This window comes from uncultured Streptococcus sp., assembly GCF_963518475.1.
Lineage (GTDB): Bacteria > Bacillota > Bacilli > Lactobacillales > Streptococcaceae > Streptococcus.
On sequence record NZ_CAUQJA010000006.1, the window covers coordinates 44,950 to 57,795 of the forward strand.

The 12,846-nt window shown below is 31.9% G+C and carries 13 protein-coding genes and 2 pseudogenes; 2 read left to right on the top strand and 13 right to left on the bottom strand.

Annotated features, from left to right (window positions below; genetic code table 11):
- Positions 1–11 precede the first annotated feature (11 nt).
- From RYK12_RS03605 to RYK12_RS03625, 5 genes are all read right to left on the bottom strand, one after another.
- Positions 12–710 carry an ABC transporter ATP-binding protein gene (locus RYK12_RS03605; RefSeq protein ID WP_049544696.1) on the bottom strand — a complete coding sequence of 233 codons (699 nt, stop codon included), beginning with the start codon at positions 708–710 and terminating at the stop codon, positions 12–14.
- Positions 707–1,129, bottom strand: coding sequence for a lasso peptide biosynthesis B2 protein (locus RYK12_RS03610; protein ID WP_049544695.1), 423 nt, complete (start codon positions 1,127–1,129; stop codon positions 707–709). Before RYK12_RS03610 ends, RYK12_RS03605 begins: the two co-directional genes overlap by 4 nt.
- Positions 1,126–1,392 (bottom strand): PqqD family peptide modification chaperone, encoded by a 267-nt coding sequence (locus RYK12_RS03615; protein ID WP_049544694.1) that lies wholly within the window; start codon positions 1,390–1,392, stop codon positions 1,126–1,128. The genes RYK12_RS03610 and RYK12_RS03615 overlap by 4 nt, the downstream gene beginning before the upstream one ends.
- The gene (locus tag RYK12_RS03620; RefSeq protein WP_084924415.1) at positions 1,382–3,145 is read right to left on the bottom strand and encodes an asparagine synthase C-terminal domain-containing protein; all 1,764 of its coding nucleotides are present in this window, start codon (positions 3,143–3,145) and stop codon (positions 1,382–1,384) included. Before RYK12_RS03620 ends, RYK12_RS03615 begins: the two co-directional genes overlap by 11 nt.
- Positions 3,146–3,223: 78 nt before the next feature.
- Positions 3,224–3,376 carry a lasso RiPP family leader peptide-containing protein gene (locus RYK12_RS03625; RefSeq protein WP_142358205.1) on the bottom strand — a complete coding sequence of 51 codons (153 nt, stop codon included), beginning with the start codon at positions 3,374–3,376 and terminating at the stop codon, positions 3,224–3,226.
- Positions 3,377–3,865: 489 nt separating this feature from the next.
- Between RYK12_RS03625 and RYK12_RS03630 the strand changes: the two genes are divergently transcribed.
- Together RYK12_RS03630 and RYK12_RS03635 are read left to right on the top strand one after the other, a co-directional pair.
- Complete coding sequence (locus RYK12_RS03630) at positions 3,866–4,537, top strand: response regulator transcription factor (RefSeq protein ID WP_049544692.1); 672 nt, start codon at positions 3,866–3,868, stop codon at positions 4,535–4,537.
- Entirely contained in the window at positions 4,522–5,598 is a 1,077-nt protein-coding gene (locus RYK12_RS03635) for a sensor histidine kinase KdpD (protein ID WP_049544690.1), read from the top strand. Before RYK12_RS03630 ends, RYK12_RS03635 begins: the two co-directional genes overlap by 16 nt.
- Before the next feature lie 45 nt (positions 5,599–5,643).
- On the opposite strand, the gene RYK12_RS03640 is transcribed toward RYK12_RS03635, so the two are convergent.
- The 8 genes and pseudogenes from RYK12_RS03640 to RYK12_RS03675 form a co-directional block, all read right to left on the bottom strand.
- The gene (locus RYK12_RS03640; RefSeq protein ID WP_314847016.1) at positions 5,644–7,512 is read right to left on the bottom strand and encodes an SAG1250 family conjugative relaxase; all 1,869 of its coding nucleotides are present in this window, start codon (positions 7,510–7,512) and stop codon (positions 5,644–5,646) included.
- Entirely contained in the window at positions 7,499–7,864 is a 366-nt protein-coding gene (mobC, locus tag RYK12_RS03645; RefSeq protein ID WP_000263039.1) for a plasmid mobilization relaxosome protein MobC, read from the bottom strand. The genes RYK12_RS03640 and mobC overlap by 14 nt, the downstream gene beginning before the upstream one ends.
- Positions 7,865–7,873: 9 nt before the next feature.
- Complete coding sequence (locus tag RYK12_RS03650; protein ID WP_314847019.1) at positions 7,874–8,233, bottom strand: SAG1252 family conjugative relaxosome accessory protein; 360 nt, start codon at positions 8,231–8,233, stop codon at positions 7,874–7,876.
- 337 nt (positions 8,234–8,570) lie between these two features.
- A complete protein-coding gene (locus RYK12_RS03655) occupies positions 8,571–9,515 on the bottom strand; it encodes an HNH endonuclease (RefSeq protein WP_050243434.1) in 945 nt (314 codons plus the stop codon).
- The gene (locus RYK12_RS03660; RefSeq protein WP_050243436.1) at positions 9,502–11,007 is read right to left on the bottom strand and encodes an AAA family ATPase; all 1,506 of its coding nucleotides are present in this window, start codon (positions 11,005–11,007) and stop codon (positions 9,502–9,504) included. Before RYK12_RS03660 ends, RYK12_RS03655 begins: the two co-directional genes overlap by 14 nt.
- A gap of 305 nt (positions 11,008–11,312) precedes the next feature.
- On the bottom strand, positions 11,313–11,546 hold the full coding sequence (locus RYK12_RS03665; protein ID WP_075228612.1) for a hypothetical protein: 234 nt from the start codon (positions 11,544–11,546) through the stop codon (positions 11,313–11,315).
- A 449-nt stretch (positions 11,547–11,995) separates the two neighbouring features.
- Positions 11,996–12,370 (bottom strand): annotated as a pseudogene (locus RYK12_RS03670) (relaxase/mobilization nuclease domain-containing protein); the annotation flags it as partial.
- Positions 12,357–12,452 (bottom strand): annotated as a pseudogene (locus tag RYK12_RS03675) (plasmid mobilization relaxosome protein MobC); the annotation flags it as partial. The pseudogenes RYK12_RS03675 and RYK12_RS03670, both read right to left, overlap by 14 nt.
- Positions 12,453–12,846: the final 394 nt, after the last annotated feature.

Sequence of the window (12,846 nt, forward strand, 5' to 3'; positions counted from 1 at the left end):
ATTACCCCCATCTAACTTGTAACAGACTTAAAATATGCTTCCTCAAAAGAGCCATATTCTTCAAGAACATCTTTACTGCTACCATCAATGACTACCTTACCATTAGATAATCCTACAATTTTATCAACCGTAAGTTCTAACTCATTCATATAGTGGCTTGTGATTAAAACTATTTTATCGTCTCTTACAAATTCTCTTAGAAACTCTCTAACCCATCTAATTCCATCTGGATCAAGTCCATTAATTGGTTCATCCAAAATAAGTATTTTAGGATTCGCTAAAATAGCCGTAGCCAGCCCCAGCCTTTGCTTCATTCCAAGTGAGTAGTCTTTTATCTTTTTATTGCCAACATCCTGAAGACCAACTATTTTTAAACATTCTAAACATCTCTGCTTATCTATACCACTAGTTAAAGCAATCCACCTCAAGTGATTATAGGCCGTCCTTGTTGGATTGGGTTGAAAACTATCTAGAAATGCTCCTACATATCTGAAGGGGTATTCCCCCAATTCTTCATAATTTTTTCCATCAAAAGTCGCTCTGCCTTCATCTGACGAAATCAAGCCAAGCAATATTTTTATTAAAGTTGATTTACCAGACCCATTTGGCCCAATTAATGCCGTTATTTCTCCCTTTTTTGCTGTAAACGAAACTTCTGAAAGAACACTCTTACTGCTAAAACCTTTGCTAATTTTCTCAATTTGTATCATTTATCTTTTCCACCTTTTACAAATATAATTTTTTGAAATTTAGATAAATCGATTTCTTCACCAATGGGTTTCCCATCAATTTCAACCCATGCATGGGCTATAAATGGTGATACCTGAAATCCCGAAATCCAATCAGGAGTTCGCCTAGCTATTATTCCCCACAGCATAACTGCTACGGATCTTTGTAGACAACCATTCCCTGCACATCTAACATTAATTGAATTTATATATGTGCGCCATTGTTCTACTTCCGCTGGAGTAGCACTTTGAGTCCTTTTACTTAATTTCTCAATAATTTTAGATAGTTTCTTAGGAGGTAATCTAATTAAAAAAAACGATACATTGGCACAAAAAAATGCTGTAATTTTATTTTTAAATGATAATTTCGTTCTCTTTTCCATTCTAACTGGCGAGCTCATTTAGCCACCTCCAAAATCTGTAATTTCTGAAGTTTCTCTAATATCTCTTTATAATCTTCCATAACTTGCGATAATTTAACGGAGTAACGGATAGAAATATTTTTACAAAATTCTTCAAATGAAACACCTTCAATTAACAGACCTAAAAAATTCGTAGTTAATTGATCAAGATGGTAATACTGTCCATCATTAGAATTTAAAACTATACTACCACCATCATCTGTCTTACTAATATTAAGATTTGACGATAACTTATATTTCATATATACCACCACTTTCACAATAACCTCTCAGCCAGTATTCAATGATTTGAATCCTCATAATGTTTTCTAACTGTTCTCCATCAGCACTAAATTTATTTAGCGATTGTAATAACTTTCTCTTGTCTACCAACCCTAACTTATAAATCAAACATTCTTCAGAAAAGATTTTTTGTAACATATTCTTACGATTATTGTATTCCGTAAAGGTTGATTTGGTATACTCCCCTTTATCTCTTCGCTTAAAGTATTCAAGTGACATAGATTCTGATCTTATCTCAGCCAACATAGGTTTAGTTACTTTTGCATTAAATCTTTCATCTATATTATATTGTAATGCTGACTCCACGATGTCATATGCTGTATACGGGCTAAGAAATCTAAATGACTTATCATTCGGCACCATTGCATTCAAATCTCTCTGTAAAAGACTATGAGCTTCAACTTCTTCAAGAATTCTATGAATAGATTTATCATCCGAATATGGTTCAATATTTTGTTCAGCATATGAACTTGCACAACTTGTAATTAGATCTCTTGCTGTTTGGGTTACAAAATTTGCAACTGATGGTTTTGGAACCCATTGAGAACTATACTTTATATCAAAATCAATCTGTTCGATTTCTCGACATTCTAAACATCTCAAATTATCAGATAAACTTTCATTATCAACCAATGACTTAAAAAATTTAAAAAGATTGAACTTATTTAATCTTGCAAATCCATATAAATTTTTTATGCGATTCGGGTAATTAGAATGATACAAGGACCAAGCCATAGTAGATAGGGGACCAAATAGCTCATCACCACCATGACCATTTATATGCATACCAATATCGTTTTTTAGCCCAATTTCTATAATTTTCCTAGCTAGACTTATATAGCGAAACGATTCTGACGGACCAAATGGGAGTGCTTTATATATATCTAAAGGATTTAAAGAGTTTAGAGTAATTGTGCTACTATACGGTAAAACCGTATGCTCTGCCGAAACCTCCTTACTTGCTCGTTCTGACCATATAGCATCACTATCAGCGCCATCCTCTGGAGATAGAAAAATTGTATTCAACTCTACTCCTAAATCCTTACAAAAATAGCAAAGAGAAGTAGAATCTAAGCCGCCTGATAAATCTGCACTTATTCTGATTTGTTTTCCCAAATTTTTCTGTAATACATCCTTTACATTTTGACGTAATTCTACTGCTACTTCAGAGATCCTTTTATTACCACCGTTACTTCTAAAAGGAAATACCTGACTAATCTGACCTTTTAAAACTACAAGCATTTTTCGACTATTTAGAAGTTTTATATTCTCCCATGGTGTTAACTCACTAAATGGATATATAGTCTCAAAGTTTACGATACGTAAGGCAAAATAAGTTTTATTAAATTTTTGCTTTGTAAGATTAGAAATTAATTCAGGATGGAATGAAACAAATAATTCATCATTTCTTTCTAGATAATATATTGGATTACAATTATTAAAGTCCCCACTGGCTATAAGGTGATTCTCTTTTGTAACTGCTATAAAAGATGTATGTTTTTTTAATTTACTGAGATTATTCTCAATCATTTCAAAGTTCAAATCTTCTCTTGCTAAAAAATTACTAATTTCCTCAGAATCATTGTGATGTTTAACTACCATTAATAAATTATCAGCAGTATATACATTAACTTTATTTAAATTAATCAGTTCGTCTACCAACATATCAGCAGTAATAACTTGATTTTTTTCTACAATAATATTAACTTTCATAACGATTTATGTTTTATACCAATGATATAAACAATAAGCGGAGTTGCTCACCCTCCGCTCATTATCTATATTTTTCGATTACAACCATGGCCAGTGAATAACAATCAACGCACGAAAGCCAAGTAAATCACGTTCACGTGCAGTGCCTGCACCATTTGTCAAAGTTCGATAGCTACCGATTTTTGTAATAGTTGGTTTTTGGTACATAACATTCTCCTTCCTATTATTCATATTACCCTATAGCAATTTCAATCGAGTAACAACTATGTTTACCTGCTAAATCCTGAGCAAATTGATTTAACTTACCACATATATTACTGATTTGGAGTTTTGAACTACTCTCAGAAAAACATGCTATAGAATAATTCCTAATCCCTAATAGTTACTATTAGGGTAGATGATAAGTTATCATCTACATTTCATATTCTACAAAACAAATATCAGAAAAATATCAGAATTTCTGATTTCTAGGTAATTTTTTTGATTCCAGATTATCGTATTGTCATATACTATAGTAGATTGAAGTTAGAATAGTACGCCGCAACTGCTAAAACATTTCTAGAAATGAATTTGACTTTCTTAATAGATTTGTTCATATCTTATTTTAATCTACTATAATTTCCATAAGAAGTATTTATTATTTAGATTATTATTATTCTATATCATTACTTGAGGGTAAACATGGTATAATTAGAATATATTTTAAAAGGAGAGACAATTATGAAATATAAAGTCCTAGTCATAGATGATGATATTGCCATTTTAAGACTTATTCAAAATGTTCTAGAGAATAAAAACTTTGTCGTCGATACGCGGACTGCTATTCCAGAAATTGATATCTGTCATTTTATCGGCTATGATTTAATTATTTTAGATATTATGATGCCCCACGATGGAATTGAAATCTGTAAGTATATCCGAGAATTTATTTCTGTTCCAATCATATTTTTAACAGCCAAAAATTTAGAAGAGGATATTGTATATGGTATACAGTCCGGTGCAGATGACTATATTACAAAACCATTTAGCATACCTGAACTAGTAGCTAGAGTACAGATGCATATCCGTCGAGAAGTGCGCAATAATCATTCTAGTGAGATTCTACAATTTGGACCTCTGGCAATTGATAAAACTAAAGAAGAACTTAGAATTTCGGATATACATATTCCAACTACAAAAAGAGAATTCCAATTAATTTTGTTGCTTTCCAGCAATCCGAATAGAATATTTTCAAATGACGAACTCTTTGATTATCTTTACCCTCATGATTCTGAAACACTGGGAAGGTCTATTACAGAGTATGTATACCAAATCAGGCAAAAATTAAAACCTTATGAAATTAATCCAATTAAAACAATCTGGGGAGGTGGTTATCAGTGGATAACGCTCTGACTTTTAACCAACTAATTAAACAAACATATTTTAAGATTTTAAGACAATTTCTTATTAGTCTTTTTCTATTTTATTTGCTACCATTGTTATTTACTGCTTTTACTAATATTACTGAAAAAAATGCAGGTGCATTTACTATCTATTTCAGCACGATTTCTTGGATTTATATTAGTCTAATTTTATTTTCTATTATTGCTAAAAATATTAGCAACCTTCTAGAAAAGATAAAGCAAGAAACAAATATTGTTTATAATCAAAGTCTATTGGTTGATATAAATGAACAAGCCCCAGCTAAATTAACTTTGATTGAACTGATTGAAACAAGACAAAAAATTCAGGAAATGCAGTCAACGATTAAAAAAATGATTCAATCTGAAAAACAGCAAAAAAAGGAATTGATGTTTCAAGTCTCAGCTGCAGCACATGATTTGAAGACACCTTTAACAATTATTCAAGGAAATGCTCAATTTTTACAATCTATGGATATTACTGGAAATATTGGTCAATGTTTAGGAGATATCGAAATTGCTAGCCAACAACTTAATAGATACTTTAATCAGCTAATTAATTACTCTAAAACATTCTATAATGATAGTTCTAATTGGGAGAGTTTCTCTTCGGATTACTTACTTGAATTATTTGAACAAGAAATTAAGTTAATTACTGATAAAAAGGCTAAAATCCAATTTTCCAATAATCTACCAATCACTATTAATTTAACACTTAATTTAAACCTATTCCTACGAGCAATCCTAAATATTATTAATAATGCAATTGACCATTCCAAAAGTAATTCTCCATTAATAAGAGTAGACTATAAGTTAATAGATAATAAATTTTATATTTCCATATGGAATAGCAATTCTTCATTTTCGGAGAATATACTCGAGAAATATGGGTTACTATACTTTCAAGACAAACAGGCAACAAATTCAGAGCAAGGAAGTCATTTCGGAATTGGATTAGCATTTGTTAATCGGGTAGCGAAAATTCATGGCGGAGAAGTAAATTTGAGTAATTTTGAGAACGGTGCTCTTGTCACTATTTGTATACCAGTCTAGTCTTTAGTTATCAAATATTTTATACCACTATGTCAATTATAGAGATTAGTCCATCAAAATATTCTCTTGAAATTTTGGATTAGGATTATTAGTAGTAATATTTAACATTTTTACAAATTCTTCCAATATTATAATCAGTCTTTCATACTCATAAAGATAATGACCTAGCTCCTCTTGTAATACTCTTATTTCTTCAGTCACTTGCTCTAGTGTAATTGATTCTGTTAAATTTAGTTTTGAAAAGTCATACCTTGCTAGTTTTCGACTATTTGGATCTTCACTCTTCAAATTGATAAGCACTTCCGCCATCTTGTTTAAGGTGGCGATTTTTTCATTTGTTTGAGTCAGTTTGATGTCTAGCTCTGCTATTTCTGCAACCAGTTCGTCTTTGATGTCCTGGTATTTTTTGTCTGTCTCTGTCAACTCAATCAAGAGATTAATCTCAGAAATCTTTTCTTGAAGTCGATCAACAGTCGGTCTTCTGTATGGTATTACTCGACTATCGTTGGTTAACTGTCTAATCAAGGTTCGCCCTTTAATATACTGATTCTTATCCGAATGTTCTTTGTTATAGACAAAATATGAGGTTGTCTCTCGGATATAGACTTTATATTTTTTCTGATTGTCTTCTTCAATAATATCTAGCTGATAATTAGGAATGAAAATAAGACCGCTCTGTTTGACACCGAAAGCCACCTTGATATAGACGCCCTCATCAACTAGCTTCTCAATTTGATGTTCTGCAAGTTCCACTTCAAATTCGTGAATGGCATCTCGTTTTTCCTTAAATGTCTCAAAGGCTTCCTCAATCTCTTCAGTGGATACTTTATCCTTATCTCGTTCTTCTTGGAAAGCATGGTACTGTTCCTGTAAATTCTCTAATCCTTCTGAAGCAATGACTTCCTTATTTTTAAAATAATCTTGAAAAAATTTGACATCATATAATTTCTTATCACTTATTTTTTGATGACCCAAACTTATCTTTTGATTATCTTCTTCCAGGATAAAAGTTACATTTTTTTGTTTTAAGTCAATGGTTAGATTCAATTCTTTTGCTTTTGTTATTAACTCTTCTAAAGAATTGACACGGTTCAACAAAAATTCTAAACGACTTTCAATCTCTTGCTTAGCAAAATGCGTTCTAAAAAATTCTTCATCATATAGATCTCGTTTGCTGAGTTGGCGTCCTCGAATTGGTTTTATCATCGTTCTATCTGTCATCAAAAAACGGCTATGCTTTTGACTAAAATCAATCTGAACATGCAACTGCCTTGCTTTCTCTAAAAAATCATCAAACGATTTAGATTGCTGCAGCAAAAAATAAAGACGTTGCTTTAATTCAAATTTATGACTAGACTGCCTATATTTTTGATAGTCACGGTAAGAAAAACTCTTCTCAATAATTTTCGCCCCAGCCACTTTAGAAATACGGTCTGAAATCATACGGAGGTTTCGTTCCAAGGCATAGTTCCATGTCAACTTTTTATCTGAATTGCGGTCAATAGCGTTGATTAGGATGTGATTATGAACATGATCTTTGTCTGTGTGAGTTGCTACGATGAACTTAAAACGACCTCCTGTCAATTCCATCATGGTCTCATAACCAATGCGGTTAATTTCTTCAGGTGTCAGATTATCTTCAGGAGAAAATGATTGAATGAGGTGATGAGCATGAATAGTTTGTTGGTGTTTTTCTTGTCGGTCGTTTCTGGATTCGTACAACTTGTCATTATTGGTGAAGTTGACATTGTACATCTCTACCATTTCTGCATGACTAGGGAAGTCCAAGTAATTGCTCATGCCAAAATCAGATACCAATTTCAAATCATCTGTTTTATCGGGATTGAGGATATACTTAATCAAACGCCTACGATATTTTTTTCCGTGCGTCGCAAAGTGTTTAGTAACTACCATGAAACTCCTTCAGTCTTTTCACCTCCACTTGAAATTCTTTGTCCACTTCCTTAATTAACTCTCCGACTCCTTTACTCAATTCTTGTAATTGGTCCTGAGAAATCAGATGGCTTTGATTAATCGCACGCGCAATTTGGTTGATGTTATTTCCAATCCGTCTCAATTCAAAAACTAACTGGTCATAAGTATCAGTGTTAATCGTGACAAATGACATATTGGGATTAAGCAAAACTTTTCTGGCATAGACTGAGAAATTTTGACAATTGCTCTTAGCAATCCGTTCATTCAATTGGTGTAATTCTGGATCAGTTAGAAATACTTTTTTGAGATTGGTACGATAGCGATAAACCATTACATCCTCCTAACCCATATATTTTTCACGGAACTCACGACTGAGTGGCTGCACTTGATTCACTTCTGCAATCAATTCTTGAACACAAGTCAATAAGATTGAGACGTGCTCTTGAGTCACTTGATGATTTTCTCTTGCGACAACCAGAACTTCATGCACATCTCGACTAATCTGTTCAAACTTTTGAGAGTTCCAAAGAGAGAACCAACTTTCAAAAATTCTATCCTGATAATTCTTTTTCAATAAATTCTGACGAAGAAATTCTGAGAAACTATCCACTTTTTGTTCCCTCATCATTTCTTTTATCTGTTTTTCTTCTTGTCTCGTAATTCTAAATTGCTTTCGGATTGACTTAATTTCTTGTCCCATTCTGATATCCCTTCAACATTCTACTTGTCTGACAGTGTAAGTCTACCTCACATTGTCAGTACGCTTCCTAAAGACCTCACTTGCTTCTTGTTCGGTCTTTGCGAGCTCAGATATTGTGTCCACAATATCCCAAAAATCATATCGCCAACCAACCAAAACCTCCTAGTTTTGACAGCCAACGATAAGATAACTTGGTGGCCTTCGCCCCCAAACCCCCAGTGAAAAATCTTAGCTGGATTTTTAAAGTTGAGAAAAGTATAGCAGAAGAAATTTGGGGAAGTTATCACAAAAATTGAAAATGGGAGTAAGAAAAAGAGAGCTGAACGCTCTCTCGATTTTAAAATATATCCTGTACTTCACTCATTTGTCGTCTTTCTTGAAGCATTCTGTTAATTAAATCATACGCTTCAACCTCCAAGTCTTGAAGAGATTCTAAAACTAAAACTTTTAAGAATTCTAATGTGACAACTCCCTTTAAAATTAAATCTTCTTTATCATCCATAATAAGAGATTGAAAATACCCCTTAATAAAATCATTTGTTACATTCCCTAATTCTGAAAGCGTATCAATGAGGCTATTCAAAACACTTACACGTGCTACTTCACTATAAGTTTCATTCAATTTATAAACTTCCTCGTAAAAGAATCTCAATCTTTGATATTTCAATGGATCAAGTCCGACAACTGACTCGTTCTTTAATTGGATATGCGTAATAAAATCGTCACCTTTGATATATGTATAACATTTCAAGTATGGTAACAAATTTACAGAATTAAAATACGGATTTAAAACTCCCTGATTTTCTGAATAGCCTACAATCGAATTTTTTGAATGATTACACCTATAACACGTTGAAACTAAGTTAATTGGTAAGATAGCAAATTGTGGAAAGATTGATTCTGGTAAAATATGATCTAAAGTATGTGTTGCATAACCCCATTCGGCATCACAAATTGGACAACATCTAGGTGTAAGTTTGTACAAGTCTCTCCTAAATGAACTTTCTGAAGAGTAAAACGTCTTGTATAGTTCTTTCATTTTTGATTTTTCAATTCCCAAAACTTCATCTGATTGCTCTAATTTAGAAATCAAAGATTGTAAATTTTCACCAGCCTCAAGATAGTCGCTTTCAATTTTATTGAAGTATGGTAAAAGACAATTGGATTCATGAAGCTTCCTAATAATACCAGATTTATTATTACCTTGATTTTGTTCCATGTATCCAACTATTTCATCAATTACATTTGCTATACAAAAGCTTGGTGAACTAATTTTCTTCATCACTAACCTCTTCAAATTTCTTTACTAGTAATGCTTCGCTTCCAAAGATAAAATCAATTTTATCTAGTTCAGTTTTATCTTCCTTAATTAAATCCACTATAAATTTGTAAAATCCAGTGTTCCTAAGATCTGTACCAAAAATCGCATTATTAATATAACTAATGCTTTCTCCAAAAGTTTTAATTGAAATTGACTCAATTCGATTTTGATTGTTATCAAAATTCCGTACTATCTTCCTAATATTGATGTGAGCCAGTTCTTGAAGCACAATAGCAGAATGGGTCGCTAATAAACAAACTCCATTGGCATCGCTTATAATTTCATCTATCGCCCGTATATAAGCTTTTAATAATGGTGGATGTAGAAATAGTTCGGGTTCATCAATAATCACAAAAGTTTTTTCTGAAACATAAATAATTAGATTTAATAAATTTAGAAGGATAATCTTTTGTCCTGAGCTTAATTTCTTCACATCTTCTAAACTGAAATTTTCCATATCAATAGCGTGTTCAATTTGTAAAAACCATGGATCAAAAGAAAATTTTTTTATAATATTTCCTAACTTTGTACGGTATCTTTTGCCTACTTCAGTGAACAATTTATGAATATCTTTTGCAATAATTTCGCTTAGATCTTCAGTATTCGAAAAATTTATTCCTATAAATTTATAAATATCTGAGTCTTCTTTTTTAAAACCCGAATCAAATGGACTATACGAAAAACAAACTAATGAATTAAATTGATTAAGATTCGACCTATCAGAATATAATTTTTCTTCAGCATTATCTAGTAAACTTCCATTTTTTTGATAATGATAAAAACTTATAATTTGTTTCAAAAAATTAGTTTTGCCACTACCATTATTTCCGATAATAGAATACATTGAAGTGGGGATTTTAGAATTAGGATCAACATTGAATTTAAAAATTTCCTCTTCATTAAGATTAATCAGATTAACTTCATATTTATCCTGATAACTTCCACCTAGAGTAACTCGATGGAACTGATCAATAACTTCATTATAATTATTATTTCTAAAAAAAGAATCTCTGATTACGTCCTTTTTATGTGCCCAACTGAATATCGTCTGAAAATTAGGGTTATTATATAATTCTTCTAATTTTTCATCATCAAATGCAAGGTCTCCTAATATTTTTAAATACTCTATTCTATCTTTTTCATCAAAAATATTATTGAGAAATCTATAATATTCTAAATTTCCTAAAGATATTATATTTTGAGAGTGTAAATTCTTTTTAATTTTGTCAAAAGATATCACATCACTTGAAGAGTATGGATAAACTGTGATGTTAATATTCCCTAAGTCGTTCTTTTCCCCCTCAAAACAAGCCACTACTTGATATGTTGTTTTAAATCCGTAATCGTCCCAATTATCTTTTGCAAAATAAAATCCATCACTCATATCTTGATCAGTATCTATTGGCCAATCTGTAGTATAGAAATTTACTTCTGCGAACCTTCTTCTCTTCATCAGTAATCCTCCATGCTAAATAAACTACTAAATAATTTACATTAGTCTTCAACAAATAGTTCATTCTCAAAAGCCTGACGGAAAGTCTCTTGCTTCTGAGTAATTATTCTTATTTTCCTTCTAGCCATGATTTACCTCCTTTCTAAAAGCCTACCTTACCATTATACAAATTTTAATGTGATTTTTTTCACATTAAGAACCTAATACAAAACCACCCTTTCGAGTGGCCTATGATAGGATACACTTTTTAACGATTATAGAAAAGGGGGTGCAATTTTTCCGATTTATACTAAGATACTTTAAAATCAAAAGCAAAATCCGTTATATTCATCGTTGAGAGTGTTTATAATAGATTCAAGTTTTACTAAAAAATACTGCTCCTCAGAAGTGAGGTAACTACCTGAAGATATCTTTTCAATCAGTTTATTTTTTTCTCCATTTAACAATTCAAAAGTAATGTCAGCACATGCATCAAAACCCTCATATTTAGGGCGATCTATACTTGTTTTTATTGCGTTAGAAATAATAGAATCTGTCATAACAACTCCAATCTTGGGGACACTACAGAAAGGCATTCCTTTTATAATGCCCTTCTGTAGTGTCTCGCTAGCCCTGCATAAACGCTACCGAAGCTCCCCACCGCTGCAACGAGACACATAAATTTAAAACCTGACGAAATTATTATAGCCATAAACTTGCCCTCCATATCATTCAATACATTGAATAGCCAATCACTCACTAAGTCTATGAGGATTTCTATTGCTACTTCTACACACAATAGAATAAAGGTAGTGGAGTCTGAAACATCGGTTAGCAGCAAATGATGGGGAGGGGAGTCGAACCCCTATTCCCCGATACCAGAAGGTTTTAAATTACTAAGAATATTCTAGCATGAAATTTTTGAAAAAACAATCAAAACTATCCAACTTACTATTCGTAATTTCAAAAACAAAATCATAAAAAAATGTATCAATTTCAGTACTCACACTTCTGTGTAAGTTGCTACGATGAAACGAAAACGTCCTCCTGTCAACTCCATCATAGTCTCATATCCAATGTGATTGATTTCTTCTGGTGTTAGATTATCATCAGGAGAAAATGATTGGATCAGATGGTGGGCAGGAATATTTTATTGGTGTTTTTCTTGTCGGTCATTTCTGTATTCGTACAACTTGTCGTTATTGGTAAAGTTGACATTGTACATTTCTACCATCTCTTCATAGCTAGGAAAATCTAAGTAATTGCTCATACCAAAATCAGATACTAATTTCAAATTGTCCGCTTTATCAGGATTGAGGATATACTTAATTAAACGCCTACGATATTTTTTTCCGTGTGTCGCAAAATGCTTAGTGACTACCATGAAACTCCTTCAATCTTTTCACTTCCACTTGAAATTCTTTCTCCACTTCCTTGACCAACTCTCCGACTCCTTTACTCAGTTTTTATAACTGTTCCTGGCAAATAGTGTCTATGAATTCTGTTGAAATGGTACTTGTTCCGTTTTTATAACAGCTAAGGGCTATTGCCTAAAATTTATACAATTCGAGCAAATCTGTTTTTGTCAGGCCATGTGTCTTTCGTATAATTTTATATTGTTACCAATTATAGTATGCTCCTTTTACTTGATAACACTATTATAACATTTAAAAATAAAAAAACATGTTCTAAATTAATAGAAAGTATAATTCTAAAATTAGAATTTTTCGTGATAATCCTATAAAATGCTACTTTTCTAATAAACTTGTACTTATTTCCTTCAAACTACACAATTCTCTAGTTGTTGTAAGTTTGTAATTGACTCAAAAGTATTCGATATAATTTCAAAACAGTATTTTA